General features: G+C 68.9%; 20 protein-coding genes. 13 read left to right on the top strand and 7 right to left on the bottom strand.

What is annotated here, in order from left to right; translation table 11 throughout:
* The first annotated feature begins 9 nt into the window (after positions 1-9).
* Positions 10-1521 carry a methyltransferase gene (locus ACFY5A_RS05295; protein ID WP_387232217.1) on the top strand — a complete coding sequence of 504 codons (1512 nt, stop codon included), beginning with the start codon at positions 10-12 and terminating at the stop codon, positions 1519-1521.
* 21 nt (positions 1522-1542) lie between these two features.
* Here ACFY5A_RS05295 and ACFY5A_RS05290 read toward each other — a convergent pair whose 3' ends face one another.
* The gene (locus ACFY5A_RS05290; protein WP_387232215.1) at positions 1543-5814 is read right to left on the bottom strand and encodes a beta strand repeat-containing protein; all 4272 of its coding nucleotides are present in this window, start codon (positions 5812-5814) and stop codon (positions 1543-1545) included.
* Positions 5815-5976: 162 nt separating this feature from the next.
* Here ACFY5A_RS05290 and ACFY5A_RS05285 point away from each other — a divergent pair, with 162 nt between their 5' ends.
* From ACFY5A_RS05285 to ACFY5A_RS05240, 10 genes are all read left to right on the top strand, one after another.
* Positions 5977-6411, top strand: a complete 435-nt coding sequence (locus ACFY5A_RS05285; RefSeq protein WP_387232213.1) for a hypothetical protein — start codon at positions 5977-5979, stop codon at positions 6409-6411.
* Positions 6408-6920 (top strand): tail fiber protein, encoded by a 513-nt coding sequence (locus tag ACFY5A_RS05280; protein WP_341940804.1) that lies wholly within the window; start codon positions 6408-6410, stop codon positions 6918-6920. Before ACFY5A_RS05285 ends, ACFY5A_RS05280 begins: the two co-directional genes overlap by 4 nt.
* A 7-nt stretch (positions 6921-6927) precedes the next feature.
* On the top strand, positions 6928-7428 hold the full coding sequence (locus ACFY5A_RS05275) for a tail fiber protein (RefSeq protein ID WP_341940805.1): 501 nt from the start codon (positions 6928-6930) through the stop codon (positions 7426-7428).
* Between the two features lie 25 nt (positions 7429-7453).
* Complete coding sequence (locus tag ACFY5A_RS05270; RefSeq protein ID WP_341940806.1) at positions 7454-7981, top strand: tail fiber protein; 528 nt, start codon at positions 7454-7456, stop codon at positions 7979-7981.
* Positions 7974-8483 (top strand): GNAT family N-acetyltransferase, encoded by a 510-nt coding sequence (locus tag ACFY5A_RS05265; protein ID WP_387232210.1) that lies wholly within the window; start codon positions 7974-7976, stop codon positions 8481-8483. Before ACFY5A_RS05270 ends, ACFY5A_RS05265 begins: the two co-directional genes overlap by 8 nt.
* A gap of 4 nt (positions 8484-8487) precedes the next feature.
* A complete protein-coding gene (locus ACFY5A_RS05260; RefSeq protein ID WP_386949521.1) occupies positions 8488-9546 on the top strand; it encodes an LLM class flavin-dependent oxidoreductase in 1059 nt (352 codons plus the stop codon).
* 7 nt (positions 9547-9553) lie between these two features.
* On the top strand, positions 9554-9889 hold the full coding sequence (locus ACFY5A_RS05255; RefSeq protein WP_387232208.1) for a cutinase family protein: 336 nt from the start codon (positions 9554-9556) through the stop codon (positions 9887-9889).
* Positions 9890-10048: 159 nt separating this feature from the next.
* A complete protein-coding gene (locus ACFY5A_RS05250) occupies positions 10049-10396 on the top strand; it encodes a hypothetical protein (RefSeq protein ID WP_387232206.1) in 348 nt (115 codons plus the stop codon).
* A 3-nt stretch (positions 10397-10399) separates the two neighbouring features.
* On the top strand, positions 10400-10591 hold the full coding sequence (locus tag ACFY5A_RS05245) for an LPXTG cell wall anchor domain-containing protein (RefSeq protein WP_387235893.1): 192 nt from the start codon (positions 10400-10402) through the stop codon (positions 10589-10591).
* A 46-nt stretch (positions 10592-10637) separates the two neighbouring features.
* The gene (locus ACFY5A_RS05240; RefSeq protein ID WP_387232204.1) at positions 10638-10970 is read left to right on the top strand and encodes a hypothetical protein; all 333 of its coding nucleotides are present in this window, start codon (positions 10638-10640) and stop codon (positions 10968-10970) included.
* 3 nt (positions 10971-10973) lie between these two features.
* Here ACFY5A_RS05240 and ACFY5A_RS05235 read toward each other — a convergent pair whose 3' ends face one another.
* The 4 genes from ACFY5A_RS05235 to ACFY5A_RS05220 form a co-directional block, all read right to left on the bottom strand.
* Positions 10974-11417 carry a hypothetical protein gene (locus ACFY5A_RS05235; protein WP_387232202.1) on the bottom strand — a complete coding sequence of 148 codons (444 nt, stop codon included), beginning with the start codon at positions 11415-11417 and terminating at the stop codon, positions 10974-10976.
* Positions 11418-11467: 50 nt separating this feature from the next.
* On the bottom strand, positions 11468-11962 hold the full coding sequence (locus tag ACFY5A_RS05230) for a GNAT family N-acetyltransferase (RefSeq protein WP_105677197.1): 495 nt from the start codon (positions 11960-11962) through the stop codon (positions 11468-11470).
* Positions 11959-13710: an alkaline phosphatase family protein gene (locus ACFY5A_RS05225; protein WP_387232200.1), complete on the bottom strand. Its 1752-nt coding sequence runs from the start codon at positions 13708-13710 to the stop codon at positions 11959-11961. The genes ACFY5A_RS05230 and ACFY5A_RS05225 overlap by 4 nt, the downstream gene beginning before the upstream one ends.
* Before the next feature lie 102 nt (positions 13711-13812).
* Entirely contained in the window at positions 13813-16359 is a 2547-nt protein-coding gene (locus ACFY5A_RS05220; protein WP_387232198.1) for a fibronectin type III domain-containing protein, read from the bottom strand.
* Positions 16360-16607: 248 nt separating this feature from the next.
* On the opposite strand from ACFY5A_RS05220, the gene ACFY5A_RS05215 reads away from it, so the two are divergent.
* Both ACFY5A_RS05215 and ACFY5A_RS05210 read left to right on the top strand, forming a co-directional pair.
* Entirely contained in the window at positions 16608-18074 is a 1467-nt protein-coding gene (locus ACFY5A_RS05215) for an ATP-binding protein (RefSeq protein WP_387232196.1), read from the top strand.
* Positions 18075-18296: 222 nt separating this feature from the next.
* Positions 18297-19724 carry a CCA tRNA nucleotidyltransferase gene (locus tag ACFY5A_RS05210; protein ID WP_387232194.1) on the top strand — a complete coding sequence of 476 codons (1428 nt, stop codon included), beginning with the start codon at positions 18297-18299 and terminating at the stop codon, positions 19722-19724.
* Here the strand turns inward: ACFY5A_RS05210 and ACFY5A_RS05205 are convergent, their stop codons facing one another.
* Both ACFY5A_RS05205 and ACFY5A_RS05200 read right to left on the bottom strand, forming a co-directional pair.
* On the bottom strand, positions 19725-20117 hold the full coding sequence (locus ACFY5A_RS05205; RefSeq protein WP_387232192.1) for a PIN domain-containing protein: 393 nt from the start codon (positions 20115-20117) through the stop codon (positions 19725-19727).
* A complete protein-coding gene (locus ACFY5A_RS05200; protein WP_387232190.1) occupies positions 20104-20460 on the bottom strand; it encodes a hypothetical protein in 357 nt (118 codons plus the stop codon). The genes ACFY5A_RS05205 and ACFY5A_RS05200 overlap by 14 nt, the downstream gene beginning before the upstream one ends.
* Between the last annotated feature and the right edge of the window lie 89 nt (positions 20461-20549).

Here is a 20549-nt window from a genome sequence, read left to right as displayed (position 1 = left end):
ACGCGTAGAGTGACGGCCGTGTCCGACACCGCAGCACCCACGCCCGAGCCCCTCCTCTGCGCCGCGTTCGCCGCCGATCTCGACGCCGCCGACTTCCGCTCGGAGCCGCTCAGGAGCCTGTGGGGGAGCGAGGCGGACGACGCGCTCGCCCGCGGGACGCGCGAGCCGATCCTGCGTGCGATCTCCGGTGACGATGGTGTGCTCGCCACGCTCGGCAGGCTGCTCGTCCTCGGCATGCCGCAGCCGACCGCCGCCGTCGAGGCCGCGCTCCCGCAGCTGGGCGTGCAGGGACTCGTGAGCCTCGGACTGGCGACGCTGACGGAGGATGCCGTCACCCCGACCGCTCTGCTGCGACCGCAGTCGTTCGTCGACGCCGACGGCATCGGCGAGTGGTGGATCGCGAGCGATCTCGACGAGGTGGCCCTCGACGGTGCCCTCCCCGCCGACCATGTGCTGGGCGTCGGAGGCGCATCCCGCACGCTCGCCGAGATCGTGATGCCCCTCGAGGTCGACCGCGCCCTCGACCTGGGCACCGGCTGCGGCATCCAGGCCCTGCTGGTGTCGCGGCACGCGGCATCCGTCGTGGCGACCGACATCTCCGCGCGTGCCCTCGCGTACGCCGAGTTGAACGCGATGCTCAACGGCGCCCGCAACATCGAGTTCCGTCTGGGCAGCATGTTCGCGCCCGTCGAGGGGGAGGCGTTCGATCTGATCGTCTCCAACCCTCCGTTCGTGATCACGCCGCGCGTCGACGGCGTGCCCGAGTACGAGTACCGCGACGGCGGTCTCGTGGGCGACGCGCTGGTGGAGCAGTTCGTGCGCACCGCTCCGTCGTACCTCACCGCGGGCGGGGCGGCGCAGCTGCTCGGCAACTGGGAGTCGCGTGTCGTCGAGTCCGGGCTCGACCGCCTCTCGTCGTGGGTTCCCGCCGACGTGGACCTGTGGGTCATCCAGCGGGAGGAGCTCTCCCCGCTCGGCTACGCGGAGCTGTGGATCCGCGACGGCGGCACGACCCCGCGCGACGCGGCGTTCACGAGGCTGCTCACCGCGTGGCTCGACGACTTCGAGGAGCGCGGCGTCTCCGCGGTGGGCTTCGGGTACATCCTGCTGCGCCGCCCGGCCAACCCCATGGCCACGCCGCTGCGGCGGATCGAGCGGATGCCGCAGCCGGTGTCGAACGTCGGCGGAGCGCTGCGTCAGGGGCTCGAGGCGCACGACCTGCTCGCCGACGGACTGCCGACGACGCTCTTCACGGCATCCGACGTCACCGAGGCGCGGCATCTCCTTCCCGGCAACGACGACCCGAGCGTGATCGAACTGCGCCAGGGCGGCGGGTTCGCCCGCACTCTCAAGGTCGACTCCGCGCTCGCCGCCTTCGTCGGAGCCTGCGACGGCGACCTCACGGTCGTGCAGATCGTGTCGGCTCTCGCCGACCTGTTCGAGGTGCCGCTGGTCGACCTGTGGGCGGACCTCGAGCCCCGCATCCGTCAGCTCGTGCTCGACGGGCTGCTGCACGGCTGAGCGCGCAGCAGCCCGTCGTCGCTACGCCAGGCGCCGACGCGCGCCGCGGATGAGGGCGAGTCCGCCCAGCAGCGCGAACAGGGCGATGAGCCCGAGGCCGAGAGACGGAGCGGCATCCGCACCCGTCGCGGCGAGTCCGCCGGTTCCGGTGCCTCCGCCCGTCGCGGGTGCGACGACCGTCGTGGATGCCGTCAGCAGGCGCGCAGTGCCCTCGGCGCCGATCCCGACTGCGGCGATCGTGTGCGCTCCGAGGGTCTGGCCGGCGGGGATGGTGATGACGGCCGAGAACGATCCCGTGCCGTCGGCGACGGTCGTGCCGAGCATCGTCGGCACCGAGTAGATGCCGAGCTGGATCGTCGCCCCGGGGAGGAAGCCGGAGCCGCCGATCGTGAGCTGCTGGCCGCGGACGACCGAGGCGGGAACCCCGGTCAGCGCGCCGTCGGATGCGCTCGGGAGCACGGACGGCAGGGCCACGGTGGTCAGCACGGTGATCTGCACGGTGGTCTCGGCGGTGCCGAAGCCGTTCGCCGCGGAGACCGTGATCTCCACCGCGCCGGCGTCGGCGAGGGCCGGGGTGCCGGTGAGGGTGGCGGTGCCGTCGCCGGCATCCGTGAACGTCAGCCAGGCCGGGACACCCGTGGCGGTGAGCGTGCTCACCGGGAGACCGGTGCTCGTGATGTCGACCGTGACGGCGGCGCCCGCCAGCGCGGTGATCGGGTCGATCGCGTCGACGACCGGCGTCTGGCCGACCGTGAGCAGGACCTCGTCGCTCGTCGCCGAACCCGCCGTGTTCGTGAACACCGCACGGAACAGCGTGCCGTCGTCTCCGATCGCCGGCGCGAGCGTCAGCGTGGTGCCCGTGGCTCCGGCGACGTCGGACCAGGAGCCTCCGGTGAAGCGCTGCCACTGCACCGTCGGGGCCGGGTACCCGGTCGCGGTCGCCGTGAACGTCGCGTCCGTGCCCTCCAGGACCGTCGCGGCGACCGGCTGGGCCGTGATGACGGGGGCCTCGTTCACCGTGAGCGTGAAGCTCTGCGTGACGCTGCTTCCGTCGATCGAGAGCTCGAAGGAGACGGTTCCGCCTGAGCCCGCCGGGGGCGTGCCCACCAGCGTCTGCGAACCCGCGACGCCGTCGAGCGAGAGCCAGGCCGGCGCCCCGCTGATGCTCACCGCGTTCTTCACGGGGAACCCGGGGCTGACGCTGACGGGGAACGATCCAGCGGAGCCGACCGTGAACGTGGTGTGGTCGGCGCTCGTGAAGCTCGGCGCCTCCCTGATCGTGAGGAAGAACGAGCCCGGCTCGGTGCCGTGGATGTTCGTCGCGCTCAGAGCGATCGAGTACTCGCCGGCCACTGCGGTGGGCGTGCCGTGCAGCCTCGCCGTCCCGTCTCCGTTGTCGTCGAGGGAGAGTCCGGCGGGCACGGGCCCGGTTGCGGCGATCGTCGGCGTCGGCACACCCGTCGTGGAGATGGTGATGTCGACGGGCTCGCCGCGGTCGACGGTCGCGACCATGGCGCCCAGGAACACCGGGAGCGAGCCGACCACCGTGACGTCCACCGTGATCTGATCCGTGCCGAAGCCGTTGTCGGCGGTCACCGCGATCTCCACCGCACCGGCGTCCGTCAGGGCGGGGGTGCCGGTGAGGGTGGCGGTGCCGTCGCCGGCATCCGTGAACGTCAGCCAGGCGGGCACGCCCGTGGCGGTCAGAGCGCTCACCGGGATGCCGGTGCTGGCGATGTCGACGGTCAGGGGCGTCCCGACCGGGGCCGTCACGGGGTCCACCTCGTCCAGCACGGGCACCTGACCGACCGAGAGCACGGCCTCGTCACTGGTGACCGTGCCCGCGGAGCTCGTGAACACGGCGCGCAGTCGTGCTCCGGCATCCGCGATCGTCGTGTCGATGCTCAGCGTGGTCGAGGTCTCACCCGCGATGTCGGTCCACGAGCCGCCGGTGAAGCGCTGCCACTGCACGGTCGGGGTCGGGTAGCCCGAGGCGGTCGCGGTGAAATCGGCGTCCGCGCCGGCGATCACGCTGATCGAGTCGGGCTGGTCGGTGATGACGGGAGCCTCGTGCACCGTCAGAGTGAACTCCTGGGTGACGGAGCTGCCCGTGATGGCCAGATCGAAGGTGTACGCGCCGCCCGCACCCGTGGGCGGCGTGGCCTGCAGCTGCTGCATGCCCGCCGCACCGAGCAGGGTGAGCCAGGCCGGGGCGCCGGTGAGGGTCACCGTGTTCAGTACAGGGAACCCGGCGTCGACGACGATCGGGAAGAGTCCGGGCGTGCCGACCGTGAACGTCGTGTGGTCGGCGCTCGTGAACGCCGGCGGCGCGGTGATCGTCAGGGTGAAGTCGGCCGGGGTGGTGCCGAGCGCGTTCGCCGCGGTCAGATGGATGACGTGCTCGCCGGGTCCGGCGGTCGACGTGCCGTGCAGGCGGGCCGTACCGTCTCCGTTGTCGTCGAGCTGGAGACCGGCGGGGAGACCTCCCGTCGCCGCGATCTCCGGCACCGGGGAGCCGGACGCGGTGATCGTCACGTCGACGGGGTCGCCGTCGGCGACGGATGCCGTGAGCGATCCGGTGAACGACGGCGCGGCGCCGATCGTGACGGTGAGGGTCTGCTGCACCGGGGCGCCGCCGTTGGACGCGGTCAGGGTCAGGGGATAGGTGCCCGAGCTCGTCGGCGTGCCGGAGAGCGTCGCCGAGCCGGAGCCGGCGGAGAAGGTCAGTCCTGGAGGGGCACTGGGTGAGGTCAGCGAGATGTTCGGCACCGGGAAGCCGGTGGCGGTGACCGTGAAGCTGAACGGCGTGCCGACCGTGGCGGTCGCGCTCGCCGCGCTCGTGAACGCCGCGATCTGACGCACGGCGACGGAGACGGGAACGGATGCCGCCCCGAAGGTCGCCGTGGCGCCGCCGGGGCCGCCCGTGCTGCCGGAGGTGAAGGTCGTGGTCGCCTCGCCGAGGTGGAACGCGGAGGGCGAGACCGAAGAGCCGGACGGAGCGACGCCGGTCCACCCGACGGTCGCGCCCTCGAAGGCGGAGAGGTTCGCGCCGCCGATGGTGCTGCCGGCGGAGTTCGTGCGCAGCGATGCGGTGAACGTGGCGGTCGACGCGGTGTCGATCAGGCTCGCGCTCGTCGTCGCACTCAGCACGAGGTACGGGTTCGCCGATCCGCTGGCGATGCTCGTGGTGTCGCACCCCGCGGCGCCAGGACCGCCGTTGCAGCCCCACCAGCTGTTCGTCAGCGTCGCGACGGTCGTGGCGCTCGTGCGTACGGCGGCGGCGCCGGTGTTGCCCGAGAAGGAGTTGTACTGGGCGCTGAGGGCGCCGTCTGCGGCATCCAGTGCGCCGCCACCGGCGGATGCGCCGCTGGCGACGTTCGCGGTGAAGACGTTGCCGGTCACCGTCGACGGGCCCTGGAGCTGCTGGATCGCGCCGCCTCGCGCCGCCGTGCCGCTCGTGCCGTCGGCGACGTTGGAGCCGAACGTGCTGCCGGAGATCTGCGCCGTCCCGACGCCGTTCGAATCGATCGCGATCGCGCCGCCGCCGGCGACGATCCCCGCCGACGCGGTCACCCTGTTGTTCGTGAACGTGGAATCGGTCACCGAGAGGGCGTCGCCCGATGCGGACGCCTCGTAGTACACGGCACCGCCGTTGGCGGGACCGGCGTCGTTGCCGTCGAACGTCGAGTCCTCGATCGTGAGGTCGCCGCCGATGAACTGGATCGCGCCGCCGGGGTTGGCGGTGCCGCCGGTCGACCTGTTGTCGATGAACCGGGTGTCGCGCACGATGAGCGAGTCGGGGGAGGCCGCGGTGAAGCTGCCGGCGATGATCGCGCCGCCACCGTAGACGGTGTCCCTGCCGCCGGTGAAGGCGAAGCCGTCGATCTCGACGGAGATGTCGCCCACGAGATCGGCGTCGATCGCGAGGAGCTGCGTCGTTCCGCCGCCGACGACGCTCGCGCGTCCTCCGGACGACGCCAGATGCACGTCGGTGCCCGACTGCGTGCCGAGCTTCAGGGCCCCGCCGGTGAGGGTGTACGTGCCACCGGGCACCGTGATCGTGCTCTCGCCGCCGAGGTTGCTCGCCACGCAGAGCGCGTTGCGCAGCGTCACGGGCGAGGCTGTCGTCGTGACGCTCGGCGTCGAGCATGCGCCGTTCGCATCGGCGTCGGTGAAGCTCGTGACGGTGATCGTGGTCGCGGCCGCAGCGGGATCGGCGACGACGAGCCCGACGGTGCTCAACGCGAGCACGGCGATGGCGGCGATGGCGCCGCGCGTCGAGAGGGGGGACATCCGGGGAGCAGACATCGAAGTCCTTCGCTCGGGCGCTGGGGGCACCGTGAGATCAACGGGAATATCGGAATGCTATCGGTTGGCCACGCCGGGTGATAGCGTCAGTTCCGCACCTCGCCTGATAAGGCAGACCCCAGGGTGCATCCGACTGCAGGAGCGCTCATGACTGCTGTGATCTCCCGCCGAGGCGTGCTCGGAGCCGGTGCCGTCGTGCTCGGCGTCGGCATGGCCGCCGGCGCACCCCCGGCCGTGGCCGCGACCTCCTCGCGGCCGATGACGGATGCCGCGGCATCCGCTCCTGGGACCGATCCCCTCACCCCCGTGCGTTCGATGTTCGCCGGGCGCGAGGGTGCCGAGTTCTCGGGAGCCTCCCCGTGGTCGGCCCACCGCCTGGTGCTGGCGAGCGTCGACGACCTGCACGGGGGAGGGGATGCCGAGAACCGTTTCCGTCTGGAGTTCACGACCGACGAGGGCGCCCGCGACGGCATCTACCGTCTCACGCAGGGCGGAGAGCTCGTCGCCTCGCTCTTCCTCGCGCGGGTCGGCGGCGATGCGCGGCTCGAGGCGGTCGTCGACAGGGCGGAGGGTGCGGCATGAGCGAACCGTACGTCGGCGAGATCCGTCTCTTCGGAGGGAACTTCGCACCGGTCGGGTGGGCCTTCTGCAACGGACAGTTCGTCAGCATCTCGGAGAACGAGGCGCTCTACGCGCTGATCGGCACGACCTACGGGGGTGACGGACAGACGACATTCGCTCTCCCCGACCTCCAGGGACGCTCTGCGGTGCATGCGGGGAACCGGCCGGGCGTCGGCACATACGTCATCGGGCAGAGGGCGGGGGTCGAGACGGTCACCCTCACGCAGCAGCAGCTGCCCTCGCACTCGCACACGGCGTCGTACTCCGCCGCAGCGGGCGGAACCTCCCCTGCGCAGTCACGCTGGGCCGCGCAGGCGTCGAACGCCTACTCCGATGCGGCGGCGAACGCGACATTGGCAGGAGACGCCCTCGCCCCATCGGGCGGCAGCCAGCCGCACGAGAACATGCCGCCCTTCGTGGCGATCTCGTACATCATCTCCCTCTACGGCATCTTCCCCACTCAGAACTGAGGCACCGATGAGCTTGCAATTCCTCGGAGAGATCCGTCGGGTCTCCTTCAACTTCGCCCCCAAGGGGTGGGCTCTGTGCAACGGACAGCTTCTGTCGATCCAGCAGAACGCGGCACTCTTCTCCCTGCTCGGAACGACGTACGGGGGCAACGGCGTCACCACCTTCGCGTTGCCCGATCTGCAGGGTCGTTCTCCGATCCAGCCGGACCTCGCCGGGATCCCGCAGGGGGCGGTCGGAGGGGAAGCCGCTCACACCCTGACGATCTCCGAGCTGCCCTCACACACCCATTTCGCTCAGGCGTCGTCGGGAGCGGCGGACACCGCGAACCCGCAGGGCAAGTACTGGGCCGCGGTGAGCGAACCCGGCTACGGCACGGCTGCGAGCGGAGCGATGACGGCATCCGCTGTCGGTCAGACCGGCGGCAACCAGCCCCATGAGAACCAGTCGCCCTACCTCGTCGTCAACCACATCATCGCGCTGACGGGCGTCTTCCCGTCGCGCAACTGACCACTCGAGCATCCGGAGCGCAAACATGGTGGAACCCTTCGTCGGCGAGATCCGCACCGTCGGCTTCAACTTCGCCCCCCAGGGGTGGGCGATGTGCAGCGGCCAGCTCATCCCGATCTCGCAGAACACGGCGCTCTTCTCGCTCCTCGGCACGTACTACGGCGGCGACGGGAAGGTCACCTTCGCCCTGCCCAACCTGAACGGCTCGTTCGTAATCGGCCAGGGCGCGGGGCCCGGTCTCACTCCGCGTGACCTCGGAGAGATGGGCGGGTCCTCCGCCGTCACGCTCCTCAACTCCGAGATGCCCTCTCACACGCACCCCGCCAACGCGGTCGCGGCCGCGGGCACCACCGGCAATCCGGCGGACCGGCGGTGGGCCGAGACCCGGTACGGCCGCGCGACTCGCAACGCCTACGCATCGACGAAGAACGCGATCATGGCTCCGGACGCCGTTGTGCCGTCGGGAGGCAACGCGCCGCACAACAACATGCCCCCGTATGTCGGCATGTACTACGTGATCGCGCTGCAGGGCGTCTTCCCACCGCGTGGCTGACGACGCCTCTCGACTCGAACGGGTCTCTCTCGACGACCTGCGTCTCCGCGCGATCGCCGCGGAGGAGCTGCATCAGCGCCTGCACGGCATCCCGGTGGCGGTCGCAGGGCCGCTCGTCGAGGTGCAGCTGACCTCGAAGTTCGCGGGACTGCTGGCACAGCATCCGGATGCCGTGGGCCTGCTGCTCTCGGAGAGCGGCGCTCCCGTCGCCTACGCGGTGACCGCGGATGTCGTGGACTCCGTGGCTGCCGTGCGCCTGTGCGACATCGCGGTGTCGGCGACGGCCAGGGGGAGAGGCATCGGCGGGCGGCTGCTGTCGATCATCCTCGGCGAAGCGGATGCCGCCGAGGCCGTCGTCACGCTGTCGGTGTGGCACGACGCCCCGGCGCGCGGCTGGTACGAGCGCCGCGGCTTCGTTGTGGCCGGCGGAGACGGGGACGGCTACCTGGAGATGCGGCGGGAGCCCGCGGGGGAATACCCCGGCATCCATTCGGTTGCATAGACATATGAAGGCTTTCGGATTCCTCTCCTTCGGGCACTACGGCGATGTGCCCGGCTCGACGACCCGCACCGCGGGCGACATGCTGAAGCAGACGATCGAGATCGCGGAGGGTGCTGACGAGCTCGGCGTGAACGGCGCCTACGTGCGCGTGCACCACTGGGCGCGCCAGGCCGCGTCGCCCATGCCGCTGCTGTCGGCCATGGCTGCGCGCACGGAGCGCATCGAGGTCGGCACGGGCGTGATCGATATGCGGTACGAGAACCCGTTCCAGTTCGCCGAGGAGGCAGCCGCGCTCGACTTCATCGCCGACGGCCGCATCGCGCTCGGCGTGAGCCGCGGGTCACCCGAGACCGCTCTGCGCGGCTACGAGACCTTCGGATACCTCGACCAGGAGGATCCGGAGCGCGGCAGCGTGCTCGCCCGGGAGAAGTTCGACCTGTTCCTCTCGGCCATCGAGGGCGAACGACTCGCGCCGGGCGACCCTCGCATGGTCGGCGCCGGCCACTACCTCGCCGTCGAACCGCACTCGCCGACGCTCCGCGACCACATCTGGTGGGGCTCGGGTTCTCGTGCGACGGCGGAGGAGACGGGTCGCAAGGGCCTCAACATGATGAGCTCGACGCTCGTCACCGAGGCCACGGGGCAGCCGTTCCACGAGCTGCAGCGCGAGCAGATCGACCTGTTCCGCGCCGCCTACAAGGAGGCAGGGCACACGGGATCCCCGCGCGTCTCGGTGAGCCGCAGCGTGTTCCCGCTCGTCTCCGACATGGACCGGGCGTACTTCGGTCTGCGCAGCGAGGAGAACGCCGACCAGATCGGCGTGATCGACGGCTTCCGCTCGACATTCGGCAAGACCTACGCGGCTGAGCCCGACGTGCTGATCCGGCAGCTGCTCGCGGACGAGGCCGTGATGGCGGCGGACACGCTCATGCTGACGATCCCGAACCAGCTGGGGCCGGAGTACAACCTGCACGTGCTGGAGGCGTTCGCCGAGCACGTGGCCCCCGCACTCGGCTGGAAGCCCAACACCGAAGGACCCGTCCAGGGCGATCCCGTCGCCTGAGGCTCCGGTGCCGGGCGCGAGCGTCGTCCGCCTCTCGCCCCGGCATCCGTTCACCGGCCCGACCCTCGCCAAAGTTCTGTTGAGGGGACACTCGCAGGGAGCCACGGTCGTACTCAACGCGCTCGCCAGCCCCAACCTCACCGCCAGTGCTCGAGCGAGGGTTATCGTTGCGGCGGTGTTCGGAGATCCGAACTATGCCACCAACCAGCCGATCAACGCGCCGGGTGCGCAGAACGCAAGCAGTGGCATCTTCGGGCCCCGTAGCTTCAATCAGAGGTTGACCCTCAACAGTATGAGGTTCTGGGGGTGGCCTCAGGGTGGCTCTGGTCAAGATTGGGTGTAGAGAATCCGGTCGTACTGCCTTGCCCAGGATCGATACTGCGCGAACAGCACTGTTCCGAATGCAGAGACCATTCACAACTCGTATTCGGTGAACAGCGTCACTCTCGATGCTTTCCGTTGGGTCGAGTACATGCTGTCGGACGCGAACTAAGCTCCCAACATGCTCGACAGAGAATCACGCCGCCGGTCGCTGATCGCTCCTTGGTTCGTGCAAGCTATCCAAGTCCTGGTCGCGGCGGCGGCGTGGTTCTCTGTCTGGCTTCAGATGCTCGCCACTCCCCAATGTGGCAGGTACTGCGACATTGCGTTGCTCACGACCGCTATGGATCTCTACGCGGTGGTGTGCATCATCGTCGTGGTGATCAGCGTGACTCTGCTTATTGTTGGCGGACGAGAACGCTGGACTCGATATGCCCCGTCGATCGGCCTTGTGCTGATCGTGATCGGAGGCGTTGTGGCACATGTGCTGGCGCAACAGGCCTTGAGCCACTCGCCCTACGGAGCCTGACCCCTGCGGAGTCAGTTCGCCGCTGCAGTCGTCACCCCGACCCCGACCCCGAGCGTCCCGTCGACCGGAGGCAACCGTCTGCCCGCGACCGGACTCGGCCCCGAGACGTTCGTGTGGGCAGGCATCGGCGCCGCGGTGCTCATCCTCGGCGGTGTACTCGTGGTGCTCTCGCGTCGACGCTCGAAGGGCGACTGACGAGGCAGCGCGTCGACGCGCCGACGCGAGGCGCTACGCTGACGCCATGTCGACCCCAGGCGAGCCACAGAAACCCTCGAAGCTGAGCCGCTTCGCCGAAAGAGGGCTGAGGAGCAAAGGCGTCCCGGAAGAGGCGTGGCACGACCCCGTGAAGTACCGCGAGTGGCAGCGCGCCCAACGTCCTCGCGTGATTCGCTGGGCGGTCCTGGGCCTCGTAGCGGGGCTCACCAACGGTGCCGTGATCTTGCTCACCTTCCGATTCCGAGTCATCCCAGAGCAGGCAGGCCTCGCGGTGATGTTCACGCTGATGGTTCTCACGATCGCTGCGGTGCTGCTGCTGCGGCGGAGAGACCTCCGCGAGGACCGCGACGGATCCTGACGCTCAGGCTGCCGGGGAGTCGGCGTCCGCGGCATCCGTCCGCAGGAGGAGCCGCACGCCGGCGCGGGCGAGGAGGAGCGCGAGGATCAGTCCCGTGACCGACCAGAAGCCGCCGAGGCTCACGCTGCTGCCGAAGACGAGGGCGATCAGCTCGAGCACGACGAACTTGCTCCCGACGAGCACGAGCCACAGCGTTCCGCCCGCGAGCACCTTGCCGCCGGTCGTCGTCGAGGCCGCGAATCGGCGCTTGAGACGGTTCTTCGCCGCCAGCACGATCTCCAGGACCACCTTGAGGAGGACGGCCGTGAGGAGCGACATCGTGAACGTCTCCGTGATGACCATGGGCACGTACTCGACGGCGAGGTTGAGCACCACCACGTACACGAACACATCGACGACGTGCTCGGGTGCGAGCAGGCGTCTGCCTGTGCTGTCGGAGTCGGCCATGCGCCTACGCTAGCGTTCCGCGGAGCGTGCCGTCAGGCGGAGGGCACCGGTCAGAGCTCCCGCATCGTCATCAGCGAACGCCCGCGCTCGGGGTCGATCCGGTGGGGACCGGTCTCGGCGAAGCCGAGCCGCCCCAGCACCCGGCGTGACGCGGTGTTCCACTCCCACACCGAAGCGCGCAGCCGGGGTATCCCCGCGGCGCGGGCGCCCTCCACGATCGCCTCCGCGCTCTCGGTCGCGTAGCCGCGCCCCCAATGCCTGCGCAGGAACTCGTAGGCGATCTCGGGGTCGGGCTCGCCCTCGATCAGCCCGCAGTAGCCCAGCCGCTCGCCCGATTCACGCAGCTCGACGACCAGGGTGCCGATCGGGCCCTCATGCGGCGAGCGGCGGATCCGCTCGGCGAGCTCCTCGACCGTCGGGTGGCCGTCGGCGTCGATCCTGCGATGCGGCGGTACCCGCGGATCGCGTTCCAGCCACAGCTCGCGGTGGAACCCGGCATCCGCCACGGTCCAGGGCCGCAGCGTCAGCCGCTCGGTGACGATCATGCGCCGTCATCCGGCGGGCCGAAGAGCTCCTCGCCGTGCTCGTGCAGCAGGCGGTAGGCGTCGGCGAACGTCTCGGGTTCGGGTTCGTCCGGGCGGCCGTATCGTGCGATGAGGAGTCCGAGGAGTCCGCGAGCCGGCGGGGTGAGAGGGCGGTCGTGGTCGGCCGCAGCGGGTGGGGCCTGCTCGGGGTTCGGCGGCGTGTAGGCGGGCACCGTCACCGGCCAGTCGGACGGATGCCGCGGACGGTCGAGGTTCACCACGTTCTGCAGCGTGCGGGCCGAGGCGTCGCGCTCGTTCAGGGGCTTCAGGCCGTGCAGCCGGGAGAGCGTCGCGGTGACGGATCCGTGGTGCATCTCGTCGTGGATGACGGTGCCGCGCTTCGTGTAGGCCGACACGGCGATCGCGGGCACGCGGCATCCGAGGCGGTCGAAGGTGAACCCCATCTCCCCTGGACCGCTGTCGGGAGTGGGCTTCGTGGCCGCGGGCGGCGGCACGTGGTCGTAGCATCCGCCGTGCTCGTCGAAGGTGATCAGCAGCAGAGTGTTGACCGCGTTCGAGCCCTCGGGCGACGCGCTGGTGCGCACGGCCTCGTAGACGTCGTGCACGAGCCGGTCGCCTGCGCGCACATCGGAGATCGCACTGTCGAGCACCGGCTCGCCGTCGACCTCCCCCTCCCGCAGCACGCCGAACGGCGGGTGGAAGTCGTTGTGGTCGTAGACCATGCGCGGCTCGATGAACGCGTACGCGGGGAGGGTGCCGTTCTTCGCGTCCGCGTAGAAGTCCTCCATCGTGCCGAAGCGATCGGTGCGCCAGTACTTCTCTAGGGCCGCGGCGTGCAGCATCCCCGTGAACGACACCAGCTGCAGCTTGTCGATGTAGACCTTCCAGCGCACGCCGGCGTCTTCCAAGCGGTTGAAGACCGTCGGCGCCTCCGGAGCATCCAGCCACTTCCGGTACCCGCCGCCGGCGACGTTCGTGACGAAGCCGTGCGAGGTCGACGCGTGGAAGAACGAACGGTTGCAGAAGGTCTGCGACGGCACCGCCGCGTACCAGTGGTCGAAGACGGCGAACTCCGTCGCGAGCGTCGACAGCACCGGCAGCATCTCCGGTGAGAACGAGCCCATGATGTGCCTGGCCTCGTCGATGCCCGGTTCGACACCGCGGCGCAGTCGGCGGACGTTCACGAAGTAGTCCTTCAGAAACCCCGACATGTCGGCCTTCTCACCGTGGGTCGGGGCGTTGAACGGGGCGCTCATCCCGTCGACGAAGAGGTCGGCGTTGCCCGGAGGGTCGATCGTGCCGAAGAGCTGGGTGTTGACGTGCGGGTACTCCTCGCCGGGATCCGGGTCGGGGAGGCTCATGATCCGGTCGGTGGGCCCCTGGTAGACGTGCGCCTCGACCACCGTGCCGTCCGGAGCCGTGTTGCTGTGTGTGCCGAAGGCGAGTCCGTCGAAGGTCTCTCCGGCCGGGACGGTCTCCGGCGTGTAGAGGTAGCCCAGCAGGTTGTCGAACGATCGGTTCTCGCCCATCAGGACGACGATGTGGTCGAAACCGGGCTCGCTGCGTGGACGAAGGGCCGAGAACGGGTCAGGATCCGAGGCGAATCCGTCGTCGCCTCCGCCGCCCGCGAGCGAGGCGCCGATCGCCGCGCCGCCCGCGCCGCCGATCACGGCGCCCGCCAGCGCCGCACCGCCGATCTTGAGGAAGCCTCGCCGGTCGGTGCCCGCAGAGGAATCGTCTTGTGCCACGAGCCGATCCTACGACCGGGATGCCCGACGCCGGCCGAGCTGCACGCAGAGGGCGCCGCCGGGGCCGAAGCCCCGACGGCGCCCTCCGGCGTGCGCGGCGGACTACTCCGCGGACTCCGCCTGCGTCAGGCGACGACGACGCAGCGCCACCAGGCCGAGGCCCAGAGCGAGCAGCACGACCGCCGTGACGATGTACGGCGTGCTGTCGGCGCCGGTCGTGGCGAGGTCCCCCTTCGCGGCGCCGCCGGTCGAGCCGCCGGGCGTGACGACCCCGCCGGTCGACGCTGCGGTGACCGTGAGCGGTGCGGTGACCTCGGTGCCGTCGGGCAGCACGGCGACGAGCGTGTGGGCGCCTGCCGGGGTGTTCGCCGGGATGGTCACGGTGCGGGTGAACGCGCCGTTCGCATCGGCGGTGACGGCGCCCAGGGACACAGGGTCGGAGTGCAGCTCGAGCGCCAGCTTCGCGTCGGCCGCGAAGCCGGTGCCGGTGACCGAGACGGTGCCGCCGGCGACGACGGATGCCGCGCTCAGCTCGACCTTCGCGGGGACCTCCGGCTCCGGCGTCACCGGGGGAGTGACACCCTTCTCGGTGACCCACTTCTCACCGGCATCCGACTTGGTCACCGTGAAGGTGTCGTAGACGGCGCCGACGGGGAGGTCGGTCGTGGAGCTCGCGGTCTTCTCGGCGACATAGGAGCGGTAGACGAGCTGGTTCTTGGACACGTCGATCACCTGATACGTCGTGACGCCCTGACCGCGCAGCACCTGCGTGGCGCCGTTGTTGGTCCAGACGTTCTTCTCCGGGGTCTCGAGGTCGTAGTACTTCGCACCCGAGTTCGACACCACGTACACCGGGCCGGTGGTGAGACCGGGGGTGTCTGTGGCATCGGCGTTCACGTAGCCGCGGGCGTAGACGTGGTCGTGGCCCATGAGCACGAGGTCGATGTCGTTGCGCTGGAAGATCGGCAGCCAGTCGGCGCGCAGCACCGGCTCGTCGCGACCCTCTGACGCCGAGAACACCGGCTGGTGGAACGTGACGACGTTCCACTTCGACGGGCTGTTCTGCAGCAGCAGGTCGACCCAGGCGCCCTGGAAGCGGGTCCACAGCACGTCGATCTGGTTCGCCGGGCACTCCGCACCGGTGCACGAAGGGAGTCCGGGCGGGGTGAGGAACGTCTTGTCGCGGGTCGCGTTCAGCGTGATGAAGCGCACGCCCTGGTAGTCCGTGTAGTACGCGGTCTCGGCGGCGAAGCTGCTCCAGTGGTCGAAGAACGCCCGGTACTGGCGCGCCACATCGGTGTCGCCCTGTGCGAGGTTCGCGAGCTCGCCGACCGAGCCGGTGGACGGGTTGTTGTGCGGGTACTCGAAGTTCGCCTTCCAGGCCGTGAGCAGCTTGTCGCCGGAGTACTCGTGGTTGCCGGGCGCGGCCATGACGTTGGTCCGCACGGCGGAGTTCTTCATGCCCTTGAACCAGTTGAGCCATTCGTTCTCGTTGCTGGACGTGTTGATGAGGTCGCCCGCGTGCACGGAGCCGATCGAGCGGGGAGCGTTCGCCTCGGCCTGCTTCACGACGCTCGGCCAGGTGGTGTCGAGGCCGATCTGCGCGTCGCCGTAGTAGATGAACTGGAAGTCCGTCGCCTTCGGGTCGGCCGTGCGGAACTCGAACCAGTCGCTCCAGCTGCCGGGGAGTCCGACGCGGTAGCGGTACGAGGTCGCCGGGGTGAGCCCGGTGACGGTCGTGGAGAAGTGGTGGTTCGGATTGCCGTTCGCCACACCGGCGTCGTAGGCGTCGACCGTGTGGGTGGAGCCGCCGGATGCCGGTGCGATCTCGACCTGTCCCACGGTGTGGGAGGCGTCGCCGGCGAGCCAGGAGAACGCCTGCGAGACGTCGGGCTTCTCGGTCGGGGTGAGGATGACGCGGGTCGGCGGGGCCACGACGGGCGTGCCGGGGTCGGCCTTGCCCGTCAGGGTCAGCGAGGACATGTCGAAGTAGATGTCCGAGCTCGACTCGCGGTCCTGGTAGAGGGCGACCGCGATCGTGTTCGTGCCGTCGCGGAGGACGTCGCCTGCGGCGGCGAGGGTGCTGGTCGCCGGGTCGCCGGCGGAGGCGCCGGCGTACTCGAGGTTGGTGGTGTCGGTGATGCGGGCGTCGACGTAGCGGCCGACCTCGGTGCCGTTGACCCACACGACGATCGCGTCGTCGTAGGTGATCGTGCTGGAGAGGGAGGCGACCTTCTCGGCGACGCCGCTGCCGAGCTCGAAGGTCGTGCGGAAGAAGTAGGTCGGGACGGTCGGCTTCGCCTGACCGTCGATGTAGTGGTTGAGCAGGGTCTTCGGCGTGACCGGGCCGACCGGTGCGAGTGCGCCGTTCTTCGCGCCGAACGAGCCCGGCGCGGTCTTCCAGGCGGCGTCGTCGTACTCGGGGAGGGTCCAGGCGCGCAGTGCCGCGGGCTTCGGCGACGGATCGGTGCCGTCGTCGAGATAGTGCCAGGTGGTGTCGGCGGTGATCAGTGAACCGGTGGGGACGGTCGGTGCTGCGGTCGCGGCGGTCGCCGCGGGGGCGACGACGGCGCCGCCGAACAGCGCGAGGAGCGCCACGGACGCGAGCCCGTGTCGCCGCCGCCGCACCGCGGGGGTGGGGGAGGTCATGATCCAGTCCTTCGTGGGGAGGGTGGGGATTTCCGTGCTCGAGCCGCACGGGGCGTCCTCAGCCCATCGAACCCGGATGACCTCCGGCTGACCGCCAGGAGGCGCGCAGGTGAACTCAGCTGTGGATACTCGGTTGTGTCAGATGTCGCTAGCCTTGGCACATGGACAAAGCAGAGGATGCGTCGATCGATGCACGGGGCATTGCGATCTCGCAGTTCTGCCACGAAAGTCAGTGGTTCTGAGGCACGATGGCCGGAAATCTTGACGGAGATCGAGCGTTGCTTGCGGAGCTCTGCAGACAACCGGTGGAAACGGAATGGCTGGAGTTCAAGGAGAACAAGGCTCACCCGGACGACATAGGTGAATATGTCTCTGCCTTGGCCAACAGCGCGATCCTTGCCGGGCGCGCTCATGCGTACATGGTCTGGGGAGTTCGGGATTCGGATCATCTTGTTGTCGGCACAAAGTTCGTTCCAGAGTCTATGAGGGTGGGGAACGAAGAGCTGATCTCATGGCTGACTCGAATGCTCGAACCGCAGGTGATGTTTCGATTCAGGACTGTGGACACGGGCGCTGGCATTACTGCCGTAATCCTCGAAATTGATGCGGCGCGAGATCGCCCGGTTCGATTCAGTGGGACAGAGTACGTCCGCGTCGGCACGACGAAGAAGAAGTTGGCGGCGCACCCTGAACTTGAAAGAGAGCTGTGGCGCAGGTTTCAGCGGGAGGTGTTCGAAAGCGGTGTTGCGCTCGGAAGGGTTCGCGAAGACCAGATATTCGAGCATATCGATTATGTCTCCTACTTCGACCTGCTTGAGACGCCGTTGCCGGCGACACGATCTGTAGCGTTGGAGTATCTCGAGCGGGACGGAATCATCGCGCGAGACACGATGGGCTGGGGTATCACGAATCTCGGTGCAGTTCTTTTCGCGAAGCGCATAACGGACATACCGGCGGTGGCACGGAAACAGGTCCGGGTAGTTCGGTATGTGGGTAAGAGTCGTGTTCGCGCTGAACGATCTCATGATGGGGTCAAGGGCTATGCCACGGGATTCGAGGGTCTGATTGAGTACATCACGAGCCTCCTTCCGCGCGAGGAGCGCATAGGACCTGCGTTTCGCTCCGAAGAAGGCGTATACCCGGAACTCGCACTTCGCGAGCTGGTTGCCAACATGCTGATTCATCAAGACTTCTCAATCACCGGTGCAGGGCCAATGGTCGAGATCTTTGACGACAGAGTCGAGTTCACAAATCCAGGTGCACCCCTGATCGACTTTCGCAGGTTCGTCGATCTGCCGCCTCGCTCGCGAAATGAATCCCTCGCTTCGATGATGCGCCGTGCACGAATCGCGGAGGAGCGCGGAACAGGCTGGGACAAGATTGCAGCGGAAGTGGAACGAGCTGCACTGCCCGCTCCGCGGATCGATGTGGCTGAGCGCTCAACGAAGGCTGTGATGTTCGCGCCTAAGGCCTTTAGTTCGCTAAGTAAGAGCGAGCGTACTGAAGTGTTGTACCTCCACAGCGCTCTACGCTTCGTCTCAGGCGAGGCGACGACGAACTCCTCGGTGCGCGAACGCTTCGGCATCTCGCCAGCCAACAGTTCGCAGGCATCGCGGCTGCTAGGTGAGGCGGTCACTAGTGGTCTTCTGGTTCTTGAAGATCCTGATGTCGGTGCCAAAGCGCGCAGGTATCTACCGTTCTGGGCCAAACGCTGAGGATTGTTTGATCGTTGCTTGACTGAGGGGATGGTCGCTCCAGGATCTGGCTGTAAAAGGCAGTTCATAAACTTCCGCTGATCTGGGCTTTATGAACGATCTCCCGCAGACTGGTTTGCTTGACTCATGTCTTCGCCGTGCGGTGAGAATCGGCTGCGTCGACGGCATCTGCTCCGCGTCGGCCCGAGGGACGTCGAACGCCCGCCCGGTACGCTGGAACCCATGCTCAACATGGCTGACGGCCTCGCTCGTCTCGGTGCGCTCGCCGAGAATCCGGTCGTCCGCACCCTCGCCGCGGCGTTCGACGCCGCCGGCTTCGACCTCGCCGTCGTCGGCGGTCCGGTGCGCGACGCGCTGCTGGGGCGTGCGACGCACGACCTCGACTTCACCACGAACGCGCTGCCCGACGACATCCTCCGCATCGTGAAGCCGATCTCCACCGCGCACTGGGACATCGGCCGCGCGTTCGGGACGATCGGCGCGCGCGTGCAGGGCGAGCAGGTGGAGATCACGACCTACCGCGCTGACAGCTACGACGGCGTGACCCGCAAGCCCACGGTCGAGTTCGGCGACACCATCGATGGCGACCTGATCCGCCGCGATTTCACCGTGAACGCGATGGCCCTGCAGGTTCCCGCCGTGAAGCTCGTCGACCCGACGGGCGGTGTCGAAGACCTCGTCGCGGGTCTCCTCCGCACGCCGATCGACCCGCATGTCTCCTTCGGCGACGATCCGCTGCGGATGCTCCGCGGCGCGCGCTTCAGCGCCCAGCTCGGCTTCCGCATCGAGGAGCAGACCACCGCGGCGATCATGGAGCTGCGCGAGACGCTGAAGATCGTCAGCCCCGAGCGTGTCCAGTCCGAGCTCGTTCGGCTCATGCAGACCGACGATCCGGTGCGCGGCATCCGCGTGCTCGTCGACACCGGGCTGATCGAGGAGTTCCTGCCCGAGGTGAGCGCGCTGCGCCTCGAAGCCGACGAGCACCACCACCACAAGGACGTCTACGAGCACTCCCTCACCGTGCTCACCCAGGCGATCGCGCTGGAGCACGCGCGTCACCCCGGCGCCGAGCCCGACGTCGCACTGCGCATCGCGGCGCTGCTGCACGACATCGGCAAGCCCCGCACGCGCAAGCTGGAGGACGGCGGCATCGTCACCTTCCACCACCACGACGTCGTCGGCTCCCGCATGGCGCGCAAGCGGCTGCAGGCGCTGCGGTTCGACACGGGGACGACGGATGCCGTCGCCACGCTGATCGAGCTGCACCTCCGCTTCTTCGGCTACTCCGAGGGCGCATGGACGGACTCCGCCGTGCGCCGCTACGTGCGTGACGCCGGCGACCTGCTGGAGCGCCTGCACATCCTCACCCGCGCCGACGTGACCACGCGCAACAAGCGCAAGGCCGCCCGTCTCTCCGCCGCCTACGACGACATCGAGTCGCGCATCGCCGCTCTCCGCGAGCAGGAGGAGCTCGACAGCATCCGTCCGGAGATCGACGGCAACCGCATCCAGGAGATCCTCGGCATCGCCCCCGGACGCGAGGTCGGCGAGGCTTACCGCTTCCTGCTCGACCTGCGCCTCGACGAGGGCGTCATCGGAACGGATGCCGCCGAGCAGCGCCTGCGCGACTGGTGGGCCGCGCGGGGCTGATCACCGCAATTCGGGGACGATGATCTCGACCTCGTCCGCGACGAGGTCGAAGTCCTTGGGGTTGAACGTGAGAAGAGCGGCGCCGAGCGCGTACGCCTGACCGGCGAGCATGATCTCCTTGCTGCGGGCATGAGCCGGTCGGGCGCGGATCACATGAGCGGCCAGACGGGCGTAGCCGTCTGCGGCCGCACGGTCGAAGGGAAGCCACGCGGAGTCGAACAGCGATGCGACGCGCGCCAGTTCTGTGCGTCGTGCGCGGCGGACGGCCGGATCGGTGCTCCGCTCGACCCCCAGCTGCAGTTCGGCGTACACGATCGCGCTCAGCACGACCTCGTCGGACGGCAGCAGGACGTCGTCGAGCCGGATGAGCACGTTGGTGTCAAGAAGGATCACGGCGTTCCCACGGGTCGTCGAACGGGTCGAGGAAGAACGGTTCCGCACGAGAGGCCTCGATCTCGGCAGCCCAGTCCGCGAGTACTCGACGCTGCTTCTCGCTCGGCGGGTTGGCGGCGACCCTGTTCATCAGCTCCTCCGAGGGGATCGACCAGCGCCGTGGCGAGAGGAGTTGCCGGGAGGCCTCGTGCTCGAGTCCACTGGGTGGGCTCTCACCGCTCGCGACCACGCGGATGAGGAGCTCGCGCACCTCGGCCTCCATGGAGCGGGAGTTGCGACGAGCGCGCTCCTTCAGAGCGGCGACGACCTCGTCGCTCAGGTTTCGAATGGTCACTGTGGCCACGGGGCACCTCCTGACAGCAGAATGCTAGCATCGCCCTCCGTGCTCAGCCCTGTTCGTCTTCGTGCTCCGGATGCTGCTGCTCCAGCGCC

It is taken from the genome of Microbacterium sp. NPDC012755 (assembly GCF_042901325.1).
Lineage (GTDB): Bacteria > Actinomycetota > Actinomycetes > Actinomycetales > Microbacteriaceae > Microbacterium > Microbacterium natoriense.
This window is presented reverse-complemented; position numbering and strand designations above follow the sequence as displayed.